We start from the raw sequence: 16,026 nt of genomic DNA on the forward strand, positions 1-16,026 counted from the left end.
CAACGCAGGCGCCTCTGCCTTGGATTGGACGCGATCGCAGTTGATGCGGGAATAAAAGCAGAACGATGTTCTAGCGTTTACATACCGAATCACTACATTGAGCCGCATGAGTAACAGTTTCGACGATATGCCGTTCTTCGACGAAGAACCAAACGAGCCGCGCCGCCCGGCACCTGCCGCGCCGGCTGCTGGCGGTCTGGGAATTGCTGCCCGCGCTATGGCTGCACGCGATCAGGCACGTTCCGCACCCGATTATCTCTCAGGCCTCAATCCGGAACAGCGGGATGCGGTGGAGACATTGGACGGACCGGTGCTGGTTCTTGCAGGAGCGGGCACCGGCAAGACCCGCGTGCTGACCACGCGTATTGCCCATATCCTGGCAACCAACCGCGCCTATCCAAGTCAGATCCTCGCCGTGACCTTTACCAACAAGGCCGCCCGCGAAATGAAGGAGCGTATTGGCGTTCTCGTCGGCGGCGCGGTAGAAGGCATGCCGTGGCTCGGCACCTTCCACTCCATTGGCGTGAAACTACTGCGTCGTCACGCAGAACTGGTCGGGCTGAAATCGGACTTCACCATCCTCGATACGGATGACGTGGTGCGGCTCATCAAGCAGCTCATCCAGGCAGAAGGTCTGGATGACAAACGCTGGCCTGCCAAGCAGTTTGCCGGTATGATCGACAACTGGAAGAACAAGGGCCTGACACCGCTGGACATTCCGGAAGGCGACAGTCGCGCTTTCGCCAACGGAAAGGGTCGAGACCTATACACCGCCTATCAGGCGCGTCTGAAGACTCTGAACGCCTGTGACTTCGGCGATCTTCTTCTGCACCCGATCACTATCTTCCGCCGCCATGGCGATATTCTGAAAGATTACCACCAGCGTTTTCGCTACATTCTCGTCGACGAGTATCAGGACACCAACACCGCTCAATATATGTGGCTCCGGCTATTGGCACAGCGCGCCAAAGGAGAGCCTCAGAACGTGTGTTGCGTCGGCGACGACGACCAGTCCATCTACGGCTGGCGCGGCGCGGAGGTGGACAACATCCTGCGCTTCGACAAGGATTTTCCCGGCGCCAGGGTCATCAAGCTGGAGCGCAATTATCGCTCCACCGAGCATATTCTCGGCGCCGCCGGCCATCTGATCGCTCATAATGAAGGCCGCCTCGGCAAGACGCTCTTTACCGATCGTGTCGATCCGAACGACGAGAAGGTCGTGGTCCACGCGGCCTGGGACTCGGAAGAAGAAGCACGCGCCGTTGGCGAAGAGATCGAGGCGTTACAGCGCAATACCAAGCACAATCTGAACGACATGGCGATATTGGTCCGCGCCTCATTCCAGATGCGTGAGTTCGAAGATCGCTTCGTAACCCTCGGCTTGAATTACCGCGTCATCGGCGGCCCCCGATTCTACGAGCGCATGGAAATCCGCGACGCAATGGCCTATTTCCGTCTCGTCTGCCAACCGGCGGACGATCTGGCCTTCGAGCGTATCGTCAACACCCCAAAGCGCGGTCTGGGTGACACGACCATTCGCACGCTGCACGACTACGCCCGCGCCCGTGATATTCCCATGCTGGCGGCTGCCGCTGATATTATCGAGACCGATGAGTTGAAGCCCAAGGCACGTAAGGCGCTCTTCGATGTGGTTCAGGATTTCCGCCGCTGGCAAGGTCTTCTTGAAAACACCGAGCACACGGTTATGGCGGAGCAGATCCTCGATGAGAGCGGCTATACGGCCATGTGGCAGGCAGACAAGACAGCGGAAGCGCCTGGACGTCTTGAAAACCTTAAGGAACTTATCCGCTCGATGGAATCCTTCGAGAGCATGCGTGGCTTTCTTGAGCACGTAGCGCTCGTCATGGATGCCGAACAAAACGAGGACCTCGACGCCGTCTCGATCATGACGCTGCACTCTGCCAAAGGTCTCGAATTCGAAACGGTCTTCCTGCCGGGATGGGAAGAAGGCCTGTTTCCGCATCAGCGTTCTTTGGATGAAGGTGGACGTTCCGGCCTGGAAGAAGAGCGGCGACTTGCCTATGTGGGCATTACCCGCGCCAAGCGACGCTGCCACATCTGGTTCGTCTCCAACCGCCGCATTCATGGCCTTTGGCAATCAACCCTGCCCTCCCGCTTCCTGGACGAACTGCCCCCATCGCATGTCGAGGTCACGGCATCGGAGAGCAATTATGGCGGCTATGGTGGCCGCGGCGGCTACGGCCAGTCGCGTTTTGACAAGGCAGACCCGTTTACCAACAACTACTCAACTCCGGGTTGGAAGCGGGCGCAGGCCAATCGCTCCGATGCCACACGCGACAATTGGGGGTCCCGCTCTGGCCATGCGGTGGAGCGGATTGGTTACGGTGAAAGCGGCCCGCGTACCCGCACGATTGAAGGCGAGCTGGTGGCAAAGTCAGTCGCAGATGTCCCTTCGAAATTTGCTGTCGGAGATCGTGTCTTCCACATCAAGTTCGGCAATGGCAACGTCGCGACCGTCGAGGGTAACAAACTGACAATCGATTTTGACCGTGCCGGCCAAAAACGTGTGCTAGACGGCTTCGTGGAAAAGGCCTGACGTCAAATATTCAGGTCGTAATTCTCCGGATCGTCATGATCCGCTACTTCCTCTGCGAGTGATTCTAGGTAATAACAATTGTCATTACCTAGTAATTTCCTCTGAGGATAAATTGCATTTATTCGAAAAACCTAAAAAAATACTTGCTGTTTATCTCATCAACATGGCGCATGCGCATGAGCGCAGGTTGGGCATGTCTGAAAGACTGAGTGCGATCGGCCTGACTGCCGAACGCATCGAGGCGGTCGATGGCAGGGCGTTGACCTTCCCCATTCCGCAGTTCAGTGAAATCTCTTACAAGCTGCTCCATGGCCGCCGCACTTGCCCGCCGGAAGTCGGCTGCTATCTTAGCCACGTAGAGTGCGCCCGCAGACTTCTACGCAGTGGGGCGGACTTTGCTCTCATCCTCGAAGACGACGTCATTTTCCACGACGACTTTCTGGAGGCTGTCGAAGCCGCCGTCGAGAAGAGCGGATCCTGGGATATACTGCGATTGTCGACGGTCAATTCGGGCCGAAAATATCCGTTTCAAAAGCTCACAGCTCAAAGAGCGCTCGCCATCGCCATGACCCGCGAAAAGGGCGCTGGCGCATATGTCATCAATCGTCGAGCGGCCCAATGGATTTCGACCGATCTCGTGCCGATGAGACTTGCGTATGACATCGCGTTCGACACCGAATATCTTGCCGGGCTGAAAGCTGCGTTTATCTACCCGGTCTGCGCCACCCAACATGCCGATGCCCGGAGCCAGATCCAGTATAACGTCCGCAGCTATCGACTGCCGGGCTGGCGTTATCTCACCGTGCTTCCCTATCGCGCCTATTTGGAAATAGCGCGGTTCCTGTGCCGCGGCTTCAGGCTGCTACAGGTTAAAACAATTGGCTTCTTTTCGCGTAGTGTGGCCCAGCGACCCGTTCAGCCCGTGATGCTTCCAGCGGAACAGCGCACGTCTTAAGCCGTCGTCTCACCTGGCGTAAAACCGATCAGGTAAACGGCGGCAATGATGACGGCCAGAACGAAGATGGAGATGACGAAGACAGTCATCCGGTTCAGTGGTTTGCGTGTGGTTTTCTTCATGCGCAGACAACCGATCTGTGCGGATTTTGTTCCGGCTTTACGTCATAACCACACAGGATCGAGCCGATGAATGCATTTCATTTTGCTTTCGGCCCGTGAAGCTCTAAAGCGAAGCATCTGAAGGATCAGTTCAAAGAGACGAAGATTCCCATGACGCCGACACGTTCCAACCCGCTTCACCTGGCCGCAGCCTTTGCCAGTGGCGGTCTCTTGACCCTGATGGTGCATTTCAACGGAATGCTTGCCCATTATGGCAACGCTCTCTTTTCATCCTGGACGGCGCATGCCACGGGCACTGTTGCCGCCATCATTATGATGGCCTTGCTTTACCGGAAACGGGCACCAGGACAGGCGACAAAGCCCAAGGCTCCATTGTGGGCCTATCTCGGGGGAATGATCGGCGCGGTGCTTGTGATGTTGACCTCCACGGCGGTAAACTCGCCGCTCGCCCTCTCCGGCACCATCGCGCTCGGATTGGCGGGACAGGTCATTTTCAGTCTCGCGGCGGATTTCTGGGGTTTGTTTGGTCTGCCAAAACGACGTCCGCAAGGCCAAGACATTCTGGCAATCGCCCTGATCCTCGGCGGCAGCGCTCTTATCATTCTCATAGGAAGAGCGACATGATCGTCTGGATCGCCATGGCTTTCGTCGGGGGCGTCTTCGTGTCGCTCAGCCGCCAGATCAACGGGCGTCTCAGCCTGTCCACTTCACCGCTCACCGCATCCTTCTGGAATCACTTTGTCGGACTTGCGGTTCTGACTTTGCTGGGGCTTTTTATTGGTGGCCTGTTCCCTGAAGGCGCGACTGAAGCGCCGTGGTACGCTTTCATCGGCGGTCCGATCGGCGTGGTCTTCATCGCCTCGGGAAGTTGGCTCATCGCGCGCATCGGCGCGGTCAACACCGCGCTTCTCGTCATCAGCGGCCAGATGGTATCCGGCGTGGCGCTGGATTTCCTGAGCGACCAGCCGCCGAAAATCTGGGCGACGGCACTCGGTGTGCTCCTCATCCTCGCCGGCATGGTGCTGACGCAACGGCGACGCTGAAGCGATTTCATAAAGCACGGTCCGCGCGAAAGAGTTCGGCGGATACACGACCGAAAATGCAGAAAACGGGTTAAAGCAGGTCTGGTAAAATCGCGTTCATCGGACCTGCTTTGAAGCGTGAGGCGCGGAGCCCAAAAATCCGCGATCGGTTTTAGCTCTTGCCGAACAGGCTACCGAACAAGGTTTTGCCCCCGCTCTTTCCACCGTTGCTGGCAGCCATGGCAGATGGACGTCCATTCAACTTCGGCACGACGATCAGGCGCTTGACTTCTCCGCGTTTGAAAGCCGCGAGAAATTTCGGATATTCCTTGAAGACGACGCAGCCATTCGATTCACCACGCTTCGCCAGCATGTAGGTATGCGCCAGAAGACCGTTGCGGCCATGCGGGTTCACGCCGTTTTCCGGCGTAAGGCGAATCGCCTCGACACCATGGAAAAGCGATTCACGCATCGTCAGACGGTAACTGGAAGGCGGTGTCGCGCCGCGCATCTTCACGTGAACGAAATCGGGATTGTCGCGCATCTTGCCGATGCCCGAATGGGCCTCAAGCTTCTCGCCGCTGGGGAGATGCACAACACCTGCGGAGATATCATATATAGCCGTTCCATTGCCACGGTCCGGCCACGGAACAGCGTCCATTTTCGTTTCGCGCATCGGATTGTCTGGCTTGGCAAAGGCCACCATCGTGGACGTTGCAGGCTGCTGCACCGGCGGTCTGACGGGTGTTGGGATGGTGGCAGGCGTAGCGACTGTCTTTTCGGCGACCGGTGGAAGGTCAGGTCGCGGCATCGGCTCTACTTCGATTGCCTTGGCAATCTCGGGGCGGAAACTTGGCAGTGGAACCGTCTCTGGCAGAAGGTCGATTTCGTCTTCCGCCGCTGGTTGCGGACGTCCAAGCGCCGCAGCGAATGCCGGATGTTCCTTCTCTGTCGGCGTTTCCAGCATGGCGGTTTCAGGGCCGCGTCCAAGCGCCGAATCGACGATAGCCGAAGGGCGAAGCGCCGCAAGCTCCTTCACTGTCGCTTGCCCTTGAGCATCGATGGCGGCGGCACCGAAACGCGCGGCAAAAAGCTTGGCGTTGAGGTGATGCTCCGCTGCAAGGCGAGTCATTTTCTGGTGACTTTCAGCGCTGGCCGAAAGCCTGGAAAATTTGTGAACGTGGATAGTCGGCTGAGCGGCATCGGACGGATCGTTTGAGGGACGATCCAGACGCGCAACCAGCGTTTTCTCAAAACCGCGCGCACCATGCGAGGCCTGCGCCATCCCGTGCAAGGAGGCAAAAGCCGCGATTGCGCAGACGCTGGCAAGAACTCCGCCGCCCATAAGGGCAGAGAAGCCACCGCTAGAAAGAGCGGCACGTTTTTTGGCTGGGGACGCGCCGCGCACGGGGCGACCCTGATAGGTCACGACTGATGACGCCATGATACTCGTTACTCGAACCGTTTACGCAAAACCGGCCTATGGCCAGCGACTTGGTGTTGGCTTCGAATGCAAGGAGCGAATCGCACCAACTTCGAAGTGAACAGGTCCGAAGCATGCCGAATTATGGTAACCAAAGTCTTTACGAGTCCCCTGAAAACGCTGTCCCTGAAGCGTGAGCTGTGGTCATGCAGGTAAGATTCGATGTTCGGGCCGGTTTTTTCGGACGTCGAAACCAAAGAGCAAGGCTGTCAGCGCCGCACAAACCGGCTTTGTCTGGATCCCCTCTTCTAGAGAAGCCAGTATCTTTTGACTTAGCCGAAAATGGGGCGATAGCGGCGGCACCGGCTTTCATTTTACTTGAAAGCCTTTAAGCTCGACCTGCTCCGACACGTTCAGGGAAGACACATGAAAGCGCTATTACTGATCGACATCCAGAACGGTTTTTGCCCGGGTGGAAATCTTCCCGTTGTCGATGGAGACAAAGTCGTGCCGATCGCCAACGCTCTGATCGAGAATGGCGGCTACGACCTGATCGTCGCCTCCCAGGATTGGCATCCGGCCAACCACGGCAGCTTTGCATCTCAGCATCCTGGAACGCAGCCTTTCGAGATGGGTGAGCTGTCAGGCAAAGCGCAAGTCATGTGGCCAGACCATTGCGTTCAGGGAACCACCGATGCGGAGTTTCATCCCGATCTCAATATTCAGGCCTTCGATTTCATCCAGCAAAAGGGCGAGAACCCTGCCGTCGACAGCTATTCCGCCTTTCGCGATAACGATAAGTGGGCAACCACAGGCCTTGCAGACTATCTTAGCCGCCAGGGTGTGACCGTTCTCGATATTTGCGGCCTTGCAACCGATTACTGCGTCAGTTTCTCGGCGCTAGATGCGCGCGACATGCTTCCGGATGTTAAGGTGCGCTTCATTGAGGACGCGAGCCGAGGCATCGATCCGGAGGGCATCAAGGCCGCCATTGCAGCCATGCGTGCCAAGGGTGTAGCGGTCGTCAACAGCACCGATATTCTGACAGCCTGAGCCGTCAGCGGCCATGCAAGTGCTGCTCCAGCACATCGATGTCAGAGGCGGCATCGTCCATGCGGCGCAAGATCACAGCTTGCGCGTCCCTTAAACCCTGATTGTAGAACTGAGGGCCGATTACCTGCGCAAGGTGGTCCACCAGCATTTCGCTTTGCAACCCGCTGATATCCACGTCGAGTTCGTTGACCAGATAGTCCCGAACGAGCTTGGTCATTGCTGCTTTCTGCTGTTTATCGACTTTGAGTTCCACAATGATGATCTCCTACAGCATCGGGCTTTGTGCGTCTAAAAAGACGGGACCGCGCTCCAAGCCAAGTCAGCTTAATTTCAGCTTCAAATAAATCAATCGAGCCATTCCGTATTTTTGTTTGTGCTGGTGTCGCCAAGGCTGTAGGTCAACAGCTATTCAATGTTCTCCGGTGCAGGACCGGCTCCCCATGACCCAGTCACCTTTCAGGTCAGGCATCCGCCTTGGCCTTCCCGTCGCTCTTGCCGTCTTGCCCTTCGGCGCGCTGTTTGGCGCCGTCGCGATCGACAATGGCCTAACCATTTATGAAGCAACGCTGATGAGCGGCATCATCTACGCCGGCGCCAGCCAACTCGTCGGCATCGAACTTTTCAATCAAAACTTGCCCGCTTGGCTCGTGGTCCTGTCGATCTTCGCCGTCAATTTTCGGCACGTACTCTATTCGGCCGCCATGGTTCGCATCGTTCCGGAGTGGTCCTTCGCTCGCAAGGCGATCGGCTTTTTCTTTCTCGTCGACCCGCAATTTGCCGAATCCGTCCGCCAGAAGGAACTGCACGGCGAGGTGCGTTACTCGCTCTATATGGGTTATGCACTCGTGGTCTATGTGCTGTGGATGATCTCAACCGTCCTCGGCGCATCGCTCGGTAATCTGGTCGGTGATCCAAAGGCGCTCGGCTTCGACGTGCTGCTACCCATCTATTTCATGGGCATGGTTCTCGGTTTCCGTAAGCGCGACAGCTTCTACCCCGTCATGCTGGCAAGTGCGGTCGGCGCCATCGCCTCTTTCCACTTCGTCGGTTCACCCTGGCATGTCAGTATCGGTGCTATGACCGGCATCATCATCGCCGTTATTTTGCCGCCTGCCAAAACCAAAAATTGCGGACAGTGAGGTGCAAACGTCATGAGCGAGTTTTTCCATCTTCAGACGCTGATCATCATCTTTGCCGGCGCTGTCGCGACCTATCTCACCCGCGTTGGCGGCTACGTGTTGATGACGCGGCTGAAATCCATCCCACCCCGCGTGGAGGCCGGACTAAACGCCGTGCCTGTCGCGGTTCTGACCACGCTTGTGGCGCCGGCCTTTTTCGAGGGCGGCTATGACGTGAAACTCGGCATGATCGTGGCCCTGATCGTCGGTTTACGCTTTCCCGGACTGATCATGCTGTTTGCTGGCTGGGCATTGGTCGTGGCGTTGCGGCATTTTCAGCTCGCGTGAGCTAAAAATGCCGCCAAAAGCGTGACGTTACAAAGCCTCGGTAGCAGCCGTCAGCCACTGCTTGACGCTCTCATCGCTGATCAACGGCAGCAGCTTTTCCCGCGTCTTGGCGTGATAGTCGTTCAGCCAATTGCGCTCGTCCTCCGTCAGCAAAGAACCAACGATTAGCCTGCGGTCGATCGGACACCACGTCAGCGTTTCGAAGGAAAGCATGGGCTGGTCGCCACCTTCGATCGATTGCGCCTCCCGCACATAGATCAGGTTTTCGATACGAATGCCGAAGGCTCCAGGTCTGTAGTAGCCGGGCTCGTTGGAGAGGATCATACCGGGCAGCAGTTCCTGCTGAGATACGCGCGAGATGCGCTGCGGACCCTCATGCACCGACAGATAGGAGCCGACGCCATGGCCGGTGCCGTGGCCGTAATCGGCGCCTGCCTTCCACAATGCAATGCGCGCCAGCGGATCGAGATCGCAACCGCGCGTGCCTTTCGGAAACTTCGCGTCACTGATGGCAATAACGCCCTTCAACACCAAGGTAAGGAAGCGCTTCTGCTCCTCAGGCACAGAGCCGATGGCAACAGTGCGGGTGATATCCGTCGTGCCGTTTATATATTGCGCGCCGGAATCGACCAGGAACATCTCGCCATTCTGCAGAGTGCGATCCGTGTCGGTGGTCACGCGGTAATGAATGATCGCGGCATTCGGGCCGGAACCGGAAATCGTATCGAAGGAAATATCTTTCAGCGGGTTCTGCATCGCCTGCCCAAGCTTGGCGCGTGTCTGCTCCAGCATCTTCACCGCTTGGATTTCCGTCACAGTGCCGGGCTGCTGGGCATCGAGCCAGGCCAGATACTCGACCATAGCCGCACCGTCCTGAATGTGGGCAGCGGCGGAACCGGCAAGCTCTGCCTCGTTCTTGCAGGCCCGTGGCAGCTTCACCGGATCCGTGGCCTCTACGACCGAGCCTCCCGTATCCTTGATGATCCGCGTCAGCGCCACCGGCACCACATCGGCGTCAACCAAGATCGTCGCGCCTTTCTCCGCAAGGCTGCGAAGCATCGGCTTGATCTCTGCCGGCGTCTGAAGTTCACCGAGGTCGCGAAGATAGTTTTTGACCTCGCCATTCATTTTTCGCTCATCCAGAAACAGATCAGCCTTGCCGTCCGCATGGATAATGGCGCGGGCAAGCGGATGCGGCGTGTGCGGAACGTCGTTGCCGCGAATATTGAATATCCAGGCAATCGAAGACGGATCGGTGACCAGAACTGCATCTGCCTTCCGGCCTTTAGCCTCAGCCGCAACCGCCCCGATCTTGTCGCGCGCGGGGGTACCGGTAAAAGCATCCGGCTGAATCGTCACCGGCTCGAGAGGCTCCGCTGGACGCCCTTCCCACAATGGATCGAGCGGATTGGCAGCAAGCAGGACCACCGAGCCCCCCTTCTCCTCCAGCGCTTTTTCAAGACGCGACAACTCGGCGCTCGTGTGAAGCCACGGATCGATGCCTAGGCGAAATCCCGCGGACGCATTGTCGGCAAGCCATCGTGCGGGAGGCGCACCAACAAGGTCGCCGCCCGTGAAGACCGATGGATCGACCTGCGCCACAAGCTGCGTCGTGTAGCGACCATCGACGAATACGATAGCTTCGGATCGCGTCACCAGCACCACGCCGGCAGATCCGGTAAAGCCGCTGAGCCACGCCATCCGCTCGGCGCATTCGGGAACATATTCACCCTGATACTCGTCAGCACGGGGAATAAGAAAACCATCAATTCCGAGCGTATCGAATGTCGCGCGTAGCGCATCCACGCGAGCTTTGCCGAATTGCGGAGCGGATTTGTTGTCGAAGGACTGAAACATGGAATGCTTTCTAAATCGTCAGTGTGGCCGAGCATATCCCGGCAGCGTCTTGAACGTCCAGACCTAAGCACAGGCGCTTTTGCATGCAGCCGACCCGCACAAACTGTAGGCAACTAGCAAGATTTTCGATGCCGAGATGGATGAGCATTGCGAAAATCGCATAGCAAGGATGCCGAAGCGTCTATGGCCTGCAACGCCGGTATGGCTTAATGTCCAAAGCATCGAAAGGGCGACGAAACGCCCGTGAAACAAGGATGTCAACAATGTCGAAGTCGATCTTTCGCACAGCATTCGAGCGCGTCGTCGAGGCCCGCCAGCGTCAGGCCGATCGCCATGTCAGCAGCGCAATGCTCAATCTCGACGCGACAACGATCGCGGCGTTCGGCGCCACACGCGAAGAACTTCGTCGTAAGGCAAAATCCACTTACGTATTCTGATCATCAATCGGGTCTTCTCCTCCCAAGCCCGCTTTGAAAAGAATACGTTTATCCGCTTGAGCCTCTCCTCCCAAGGTTCGCGGATTCGGTCAGAAGGACCGATTGAAAAGGCGGCGCGCGAGCGTCGCCTTTTTCATTGTCTCAGAAGTTATCCCGGCGAAGATGGATCGTGACCCAGCCATTGCGCCAGATCGTGCGTATATGGCTGAGCTTCATGCCATTATAAGCAGACAGGACCTTCCAGCGCTGGGTGCTCAAGATACCGGAAAGAATGACCGTGCCGCCGGGCGCCAGATGCGCAACGAGCTGCGGTGCCATCTTGATCAAAGGACGCGCCAAGATATTGGCGATAATCAGATCGAACGGCCCATGCCGGCGAAAGGAGTCCGAATGGAACCCGGGCGCGGTTTCGAAAGATATTCCGGCGGCGATGCCGTTCAGCCGCGCATTTTCCTTCGCGACCCGGATCGCGATCGGATCGATGTCTGTGGCCAGCACAGGAACTTTACGCATTTTCGCGGCAGCGATTGCCAGCACTCCGCTTCCCGTTCCCAGATCGAGCGCATTGCGGATGGTACGGGCGCGCAGCACATCCTCGATCATCTCCAGGCAACCTGCCGTGGTGCCGTGGTGTCCGGTCCCGAAAGCCTGCCCCGCCTCGATCTCGATGGCCAGATCGTTTGGTCGAACCTTGTCGCGATCATGCGACCCGTGAACGAGGAAGCGCCCTGCTCTCACCGGCTTCAGCCCTTCTAGCGATTTGGCGATCCAGTCGACATCGGGAATGACTTCGCGCTCGATGACGAGGTGCGGAAAGGACGCCTGTAGCAAGGACGCAAAGCGCTCCGCGATCTCTTCTTCCTGCTCGCGCAGCATGTAGATCGACGCTTCCCAGATATCGCGCTTCTCATCCACTTCGGTGGTCGCAATCGCAATATCTTCCTCGCCGAAAACCTCAGACATCACGTCGAGCGCATCGCCTGCCTGAACTTCGGTTGTGGTGACATAGAGACGGATTTCGCTCACGGCAGACGCTTTCTCAAAACCTGGCTGGTTGACGCGTCAGCCTTTGCCACAAAACACACACCAATCCAATGGAGCGAAGCGAGTTTCTTGCGCGGCCCGCTTAGGATTTGACGAGATTTTGCAGCTTCTGGACGGCGATATCCGGATTTTCGCCGTAGGCAATCGTCCCGGCAAATGAGCCATCGGGCCGAAGCAGGATCACTGAGGCGGTATGATCCATCGTATAATCGCCATTCGGCTCCTTCTCATCGACCGGCACCTTCTTGGCGTAGATGCGATAGCCCTTCAGCGTTTCAGCAATCTTGTCCGGAGCCCCGGTAATACCGGTAATGCGCTTTGAGACATTGGAAATATATTGGTTCATCACCTCGGGCGTGTCCCGCTCGGGATCTACGGAGACGAAATAGGCTTGCAGCTTGTCGCCTGTCGGGTCCACCTTTTCCATCCAGCCATTCAACTCGAACAGCGTTGTCGGGCAAACCTCGGGGCAATGCGTAAAACCAAAAAACAACGCTGTCGGCTTGCCCTGAAAAGCCTTTTCGGTAATCGGCTGGCCGTTCTGAGCGACCAGCTGGAACGGAACGCCATAGGCTTCCTCCACCATCTGTTCGCGGCTCTTGGTCAATTCAACAGTCAACCAGCCCATGACGCCCAAAAGAACGACCACGGCACCCCAGAGCGCAAGACGGATCGATTTCATGCTGTTTCCTCACCATGCCACACACAATGTCCGAGAGCATGGTGCGGATGATCGCAAACCGCTCTCGGTTGGCGCCAAGCGCCCTAAAGCGCTTGATAACCAAGCCTTCGACATTGCGCAAATCAACAACGGCTTGAAAGCCAAACCGCGCTGTTTTGTCCCAGTGCCATGCAAGAAAGGAAGTCAGCGTAGAGGCCGGTCAAAAACACCAGGCAATGCCGTTTTGTACCGAAGCGATGAAGATGTCCGTGCCGTGCCGCAGCCAGCCGTCAAAGGTTGCCACTGACACATAAAGAACTGCTGCTGTTGCAGCAGCGCCAAGAAGCAACTTTCCGGTGTTGGACGATAATCCGCTCATCGCCAAACAATACTGCAATATCCTTGCCAGGCAAAGTGCAAAGCTCGGTAACAACGGGTTTGAATGTATTTGTTAGTGAAAGTTTAAACGATTCTTGCCATCATGTTCGTCAGCGGTCCGCATAAGCGCACGACATGATGTCACCGGGTTCAACTGGACACCGCATTCATCTTCCCAAACAAGCGGCCCGCCAGAGAGCCGTCAGGACAAGCAACGACCATGTCGAACGCCATCAAACAATCCGGCGCATACCTCGAAATCGTTTCCTTCCATCTCGGCGATCAGGAATTCTGCATCGACATCATGGCGATCCGCGAAATTCGCGGTTGGGCGCCAGTCACGCCGATGCCCCATACCCCGCCTTACGTTCTCGGCCTCATAAACCTTCGTGGCGCAGTTATCCCGGTTATCGACATGGCTTGCCGCCTTGGCATGAAGATGACCGAACCGTCCGAACGCTCCGCAATCATCGTCACCGATATTGGCGGCAAACTGGTCGGCCTTCTGGTCGAACAGGTATCCGATATGATGACCATCCGCTCGGAAGACCTCCAGCCTGCCCCGGAAATCATTCCTGAAGAGCAGCGCAATTTCTGCCGCGGCATCGTGGCGCTGGAAAAGAGTATGGTCTGCTTCCTCAACCTCGACACGGTCATCGCCGACGAACTGTCGCGCGAAGCTGCCTAACGACCGGTCTTGACGAATTTCATAAAACGGCGGGCCTTCGGGTCCGCCGTTTTTCGTTGAGTGCGAACAGTCCGCGCACGTCCCAAGTCTTAAGGCTTACCGTTCTTCCATGTGACCGTCTGCCCATAGAGTGGCACGGTCGAGATCGCCATCTTAGCCGAGCCATCGGTAAGCTCGCGGGTGTGGACCAGATAGATCAGGGCGTCATTGGCCTTATCGTAAATCCGGTTGACGACCATTTTCTTCCACACGAGCGACATGCCCTGACGGAAAACTTCCTCCCCACCCTTGGAGAGATCGATATCGTCAACTTCGACCGGCCCGGTCTGGCTGCACGAAATGGCGTTATTGGAAGGGTCTTCGAACCAGTTGCCGTTTTTTAGCCGGTCGATCACGCCGCGGTCGAAATAGGTAATGTGGCAAGTAACACCCTTTACCTTGGGATCGGCAATGGCCTCCACAACGATATCGTTGCCGGTCCAGTCCACGCCGACCTTGCCCACCACTTGCGCCAGTGCGCCGAGCGGAGCAAGCACAAGCCCCGCCACCAGAATTGCCCGAAACTTCTTTGAAACCATCGCCTTTACCTCCATGTCTGCAACAACAGATAGGGTGGCGCGCGACGGTGACAAGCCGTTGGATTATCGTTTTCTCATGGTGCAGGGCTCGTAGCCCAAAGCGTGCAAACGCCCTGCAACCATGCCGATCTTTGCTGGAATGTCGCGCACATGCTGAACTGCGAGGGACTTCGCCGCCGCAAGAGCCGCAGAGGCGCAGACAACGGCGTCTTCTGCCGCATTATGGTGGACGAACCGAAGCTGCAGATGATGCGCGATGATGTTGAGCTTGTGTGACGGTAGCGACGGCCAGACGCGCTGCGCCATCTTCACGCTGCAGAAATAAGAAAGCGACGGATAACTCTGCCGATATTTGTCGAAGCTGGCGCGCATGACGCTGAAATCGAAAGCCGCATTATGCGCGATCATCGTCGCATCGCGAAACTCGTCGACAAACTCTTCCATCACCTCGGGAAACTCCGGAGCATCCTCCACATCTGCTGGACGAATGCCGTGGACGGCAATATTGAAGGGCGAAAAGCGCATGTCTTTCGGCCGGATCAGCCGTTCTTCTACCCGCGTGATTGCGCCGTCCTCGATCCAGGCGAGCCCAACCGAGCAAGCGCTACCACGCTCTTCATTGGCGGTTTCGAAATCGATTGCGATTGTTTTCAAGAGGTGATTCCCCGTATATCGCAAACGGCATAGAACAAAATGGCCCGAAAATGAACCACCGGGCAAGAAACGGGTGGGAACCACAGCCGCCCCAGCTTAAAGCCCCAATACCGCGACGGGGATGATCGAGATGAGCGTACATAGCCGCATGAATTCGACGGAATGGGCAATGCTCGTCGCCCTGTCCATCCTTTGGGGCGGCTCCTTCTTCTTTGTGGGCATCGCGGTCAGAGAACTGCCGCCGATCACCATCGTCACGCTACGGGTGTTTATTGCAGCGCTCGCGCTGCTCACGGTGTGTCGGGTGCTCGGCTACAGCCTGCCGCGAAAGCCGGAGGTTCTCCGCGCCTTCCTCGTGATGGGGCTGCTGAACAACATCATACCCTTTTCGCTGATCGTCTGGGGCCAGACGCATATTGCAAGCGGCGTCGCCTCCATCCTCAATGCCACGACACCGCTCTTTACCGTGCTTGTGGCCCATATGCTGACCACAGATGAAAAACTCAGCGCCAACAAGCTGGCAGGCGTCATCATCGGCTTTGCAGGCGTCGCAACCTTGATCGGCCCCGCTGCACTCAGCGGTGAGAGATCGAGCTTATTGGGTCAACTTGCCATTCTGGGAGCCGCGATATCCTATTCCTTCGCTAGCGTTTTCGGACGGCGTTTCAAGATCATGGGCGTCGCCCCACTGGTCACGGCCACCGGCCAGATTTCCGCCTCGAGCCTGTTGCTTCTTCCGCTTGCCATGGTCATCGACCGGCCATGGACGCTCGCCATTCCGAGTGGCGAGACATGGGCGGCGCTGTTTGGCATCGCGCTCCTCTCTACCGCACTTGCCTATCTGATCTTCTTCCGCATTCTCTCCTCAGCAGGGGCGACCAATCTTGCGCTCGTCACCTTCCTCATTCCTGTCAGCGCCATCCTGCTCGGATCGCTGGCGCTCGGAGAACAGCTTGCAGCGAAGCATTTCATCGGCATGGCGATGATTGCCGCTGGCCTCGTTGCCATCGATGGACGGCTGTTGCGGCGCAAGTCTCTGAAGGCGTCTTGACAGGGCTGGCCTGTGACCTCATCCTTCCATCATGATCGCAAAGACCAACACAGTGATGC

At 57.2% G+C, this 16,026-nt stretch carries 19 protein-coding genes; 10 read left to right on the forward strand and 9 right to left on the reverse strand.

Annotated features, from left to right (window positions below):
* Nucleotides 1–106: 106 nt before the first annotated feature.
* Entirely contained in the window at nucleotides 107–2,578 is a 2,472-nt protein-coding gene (locus ACQZ5M_RS02525; RefSeq protein ID WP_449078999.1) for an ATP-dependent helicase, read from the forward strand.
* Nucleotides 2,579–2,690: 112 nt separating this feature from the next.
* The gene (locus ACQZ5M_RS02530; protein ID WP_296076183.1) at nucleotides 2,691–3,533 is read left to right on the forward strand and encodes a glycosyltransferase family 25 protein; all 843 of its coding nucleotides are present in this window, start codon (nucleotides 2,691–2,693) and stop codon (nucleotides 3,531–3,533) included.
* On the opposite strand, the gene ACQZ5M_RS02535 is transcribed toward ACQZ5M_RS02530, so the two are convergent.
* Nucleotides 3,530–3,655: a hypothetical protein gene (locus tag ACQZ5M_RS02535; RefSeq protein ID WP_296014042.1), complete on the reverse strand. Its 126-nt coding sequence runs from the start codon at nucleotides 3,653–3,655 to the stop codon at nucleotides 3,530–3,532. The two genes, ACQZ5M_RS02530 and ACQZ5M_RS02535, sit on opposite strands and share 4 nt — an antisense overlap.
* Nucleotides 3,656–3,805: 150 nt before the next feature.
* On the opposite strand from ACQZ5M_RS02535, the gene ACQZ5M_RS02540 reads away from it, so the two are divergent.
* Both ACQZ5M_RS02540 and ACQZ5M_RS02545 read left to right on the forward strand, forming a co-directional pair.
* On the forward strand, nucleotides 3,806–4,279 hold the full coding sequence (locus tag ACQZ5M_RS02540; RefSeq protein ID WP_296076186.1) for a DMT family transporter: 474 nt from the start codon (nucleotides 3,806–3,808) through the stop codon (nucleotides 4,277–4,279).
* The gene (locus ACQZ5M_RS02545) at nucleotides 4,276–4,698 is read left to right on the forward strand and encodes a DMT family transporter (protein WP_296039569.1); all 423 of its coding nucleotides are present in this window, start codon (nucleotides 4,276–4,278) and stop codon (nucleotides 4,696–4,698) included. Before ACQZ5M_RS02540 ends, ACQZ5M_RS02545 begins: the two co-directional genes overlap by 4 nt.
* A gap of 151 nt (nucleotides 4,699–4,849) precedes the next feature.
* Here ACQZ5M_RS02545 and ACQZ5M_RS02550 read toward each other — a convergent pair whose 3' ends face one another.
* Entirely contained in the window at nucleotides 4,850–6,121 is a 1,272-nt protein-coding gene (locus tag ACQZ5M_RS02550; RefSeq protein ID WP_449079000.1) for a tlde1 domain-containing protein, read from the reverse strand.
* Between the two features lie 405 nt (nucleotides 6,122–6,526).
* Between ACQZ5M_RS02550 and pncA the strand changes: the two genes are divergently transcribed.
* Entirely contained in the window at nucleotides 6,527–7,153 is a 627-nt protein-coding gene (gene pncA / locus ACQZ5M_RS02555) for a bifunctional nicotinamidase/pyrazinamidase (RefSeq protein ID WP_296076191.1), read from the forward strand.
* Between the two features lie 4 nt (nucleotides 7,154–7,157).
* Here pncA and ACQZ5M_RS02560 read toward each other — a convergent pair whose 3' ends face one another.
* Nucleotides 7,158–7,406: a DUF2164 domain-containing protein gene (locus ACQZ5M_RS02560; RefSeq protein ID WP_296076194.1), complete on the reverse strand. Its 249-nt coding sequence runs from the start codon at nucleotides 7,404–7,406 to the stop codon at nucleotides 7,158–7,160.
* A 187-nt stretch (nucleotides 7,407–7,593) separates the two neighbouring features.
* Here ACQZ5M_RS02560 and ACQZ5M_RS02565 point away from each other — a divergent pair, with 187 nt between their 5' ends.
* Both ACQZ5M_RS02565 and ACQZ5M_RS02570 read left to right on the forward strand, forming a co-directional pair.
* A complete protein-coding gene (locus tag ACQZ5M_RS02565; RefSeq protein ID WP_449079001.1) occupies nucleotides 7,594–8,292 on the forward strand; it encodes an AzlC family ABC transporter permease in 699 nt (232 codons plus the stop codon).
* A gap of 12 nt (nucleotides 8,293–8,304) precedes the next feature.
* A complete protein-coding gene (locus ACQZ5M_RS02570; protein WP_296014032.1) occupies nucleotides 8,305–8,619 on the forward strand; it encodes an AzlD family protein in 315 nt (104 codons plus the stop codon).
* A gap of 27 nt (nucleotides 8,620–8,646) precedes the next feature.
* Here the strand turns inward: ACQZ5M_RS02570 and ACQZ5M_RS02575 are convergent, their stop codons facing one another.
* A complete protein-coding gene (locus ACQZ5M_RS02575; protein WP_296076200.1) occupies nucleotides 8,647–10,476 on the reverse strand; it encodes an aminopeptidase P family protein in 1,830 nt (609 codons plus the stop codon).
* 263 nt (nucleotides 10,477–10,739) lie between these two features.
* Here ACQZ5M_RS02575 and ACQZ5M_RS02580 point away from each other — a divergent pair, with 263 nt between their 5' ends.
* On the forward strand, nucleotides 10,740–10,913 hold the full coding sequence (locus ACQZ5M_RS02580; RefSeq protein ID WP_296076205.1) for a hypothetical protein: 174 nt from the start codon (nucleotides 10,740–10,742) through the stop codon (nucleotides 10,911–10,913).
* A 141-nt stretch (nucleotides 10,914–11,054) separates the two neighbouring features.
* On the opposite strand, the gene ACQZ5M_RS02585 is transcribed toward ACQZ5M_RS02580, so the two are convergent.
* The 3 genes from ACQZ5M_RS02585 to ACQZ5M_RS02595 all read right to left on the reverse strand — a co-directional run bounded on the left by ACQZ5M_RS02585 (nucleotide 11,055) and on the right by ACQZ5M_RS02595 (nucleotide 12,997).
* Nucleotides 11,055–11,939, reverse strand: coding sequence for a 50S ribosomal protein L11 methyltransferase (locus ACQZ5M_RS02585; RefSeq protein ID WP_296076212.1), 885 nt, complete (start codon nucleotides 11,937–11,939; stop codon nucleotides 11,055–11,057).
* A 100-nt stretch (nucleotides 11,940–12,039) separates the two neighbouring features.
* Entirely contained in the window at nucleotides 12,040–12,639 is a 600-nt protein-coding gene (locus ACQZ5M_RS02590) for an SCO family protein (protein WP_296076215.1), read from the reverse strand.
* A 199-nt stretch (nucleotides 12,640–12,838) separates the two neighbouring features.
* Nucleotides 12,839–12,997 (reverse strand): hypothetical protein, encoded by a 159-nt coding sequence (locus tag ACQZ5M_RS02595; RefSeq protein WP_296076219.1) that lies wholly within the window; start codon nucleotides 12,995–12,997, stop codon nucleotides 12,839–12,841.
* Between the two features lie 219 nt (nucleotides 12,998–13,216).
* On the opposite strand from ACQZ5M_RS02595, the gene ACQZ5M_RS02600 reads away from it, so the two are divergent.
* Nucleotides 13,217–13,684 carry a chemotaxis protein CheW gene (locus ACQZ5M_RS02600; RefSeq protein ID WP_062426540.1) on the forward strand — a complete coding sequence of 156 codons (468 nt, stop codon included), beginning with the start codon at nucleotides 13,217–13,219 and terminating at the stop codon, nucleotides 13,682–13,684.
* Nucleotides 13,685–13,773: 89 nt separating this feature from the next.
* Here the strand turns inward: ACQZ5M_RS02600 and ACQZ5M_RS02605 are convergent, their stop codons facing one another.
* Both ACQZ5M_RS02605 and ACQZ5M_RS02610 read right to left on the reverse strand, forming a co-directional pair.
* Entirely contained in the window at nucleotides 13,774–14,262 is a 489-nt protein-coding gene (locus ACQZ5M_RS02605) for a CreA family protein (RefSeq protein WP_296014023.1), read from the reverse strand.
* Between the two features lie 63 nt (nucleotides 14,263–14,325).
* Nucleotides 14,326–14,916 carry a 3'-5' exonuclease gene (locus tag ACQZ5M_RS02610; protein WP_296014022.1) on the reverse strand — a complete coding sequence of 197 codons (591 nt, stop codon included), beginning with the start codon at nucleotides 14,914–14,916 and terminating at the stop codon, nucleotides 14,326–14,328.
* Between the two features lie 148 nt (nucleotides 14,917–15,064).
* Between ACQZ5M_RS02610 and ACQZ5M_RS02615 the strand changes: the two genes are divergently transcribed.
* Entirely contained in the window at nucleotides 15,065–15,967 is a 903-nt protein-coding gene (locus tag ACQZ5M_RS02615; RefSeq protein WP_449079182.1) for a DMT family transporter, read from the forward strand.
* Nucleotides 15,968–16,026: the final 59 nt, after the last annotated feature.

The sequence above is a fragment of the Rhizobium sp. 22-785-1 genome (assembly GCF_053521965.1).

What these genes read in the sequence shown, in the direction of transcription:
- ACQZ5M_RS02525 (WP_449078999.1), top strand. Translation starts at nt 107, where the DNA reads ATGAGTAACAGTTTCGACGATATGCCGTTCTTCGACGAAGAACCAAAC.
- ACQZ5M_RS02535 (WP_296014042.1), bottom strand. Translation starts at nt 3,655, where the DNA reads ATGAAGAAAACCACACGCAAACCACTGAACCGGATGACTGTCTTCGTC.
- ACQZ5M_RS02540 (WP_296076186.1), top strand. Translation starts at nt 3,806, where the DNA reads ATGACGCCGACACGTTCCAACCCGCTTCACCTGGCCGCAGCCTTTGCC.
- ACQZ5M_RS02545 (WP_296039569.1), top strand. Translation starts at nt 4,276, where the DNA reads ATGATCGTCTGGATCGCCATGGCTTTCGTCGGGGGCGTCTTCGTGTCG.
- ACQZ5M_RS02550 (WP_449079000.1), bottom strand. Translation starts at nt 6,121, where the DNA reads ATGGCGTCATCAGTCGTGACCTATCAGGGTCGCCCCGTGCGCGGCGCG.
- pncA (WP_296076191.1), top strand. Translation starts at nt 6,527, where the DNA reads ATGAAAGCGCTATTACTGATCGACATCCAGAACGGTTTTTGCCCGGGT.
- ACQZ5M_RS02565 (WP_449079001.1), top strand. Translation starts at nt 7,594, where the DNA reads ATGACCCAGTCACCTTTCAGGTCAGGCATCCGCCTTGGCCTTCCCGTC.
- ACQZ5M_RS02570 (WP_296014032.1), top strand. Translation starts at nt 8,305, where the DNA reads ATGAGCGAGTTTTTCCATCTTCAGACGCTGATCATCATCTTTGCCGGC.
- ACQZ5M_RS02575 (WP_296076200.1), bottom strand. Translation starts at nt 10,476, where the DNA reads ATGTTTCAGTCCTTCGACAACAAATCCGCTCCGCAATTCGGCAAAGCT.
- ACQZ5M_RS02580 (WP_296076205.1), top strand. Translation starts at nt 10,740, where the DNA reads ATGTCGAAGTCGATCTTTCGCACAGCATTCGAGCGCGTCGTCGAGGCC.
- ACQZ5M_RS02590 (WP_296076215.1), bottom strand. Translation starts at nt 12,639, where the DNA reads ATGAAATCGATCCGTCTTGCGCTCTGGGGTGCCGTGGTCGTTCTTTTG.
- ACQZ5M_RS02595 (WP_296076219.1), bottom strand. Translation starts at nt 12,997, where the DNA reads ATGAGCGGATTATCGTCCAACACCGGAAAGTTGCTTCTTGGCGCTGCT.
- ACQZ5M_RS02600 (WP_062426540.1), top strand. Translation starts at nt 13,217, where the DNA reads ATGTCGAACGCCATCAAACAATCCGGCGCATACCTCGAAATCGTTTCC.
- ACQZ5M_RS02605 (WP_296014023.1), bottom strand. Translation starts at nt 14,262, where the DNA reads ATGGTTTCAAAGAAGTTTCGGGCAATTCTGGTGGCGGGGCTTGTGCTT.
- ACQZ5M_RS02615 (WP_449079182.1), top strand. Translation starts at nt 15,065, where the DNA reads ATGAATTCGACGGAATGGGCAATGCTCGTCGCCCTGTCCATCCTTTGG.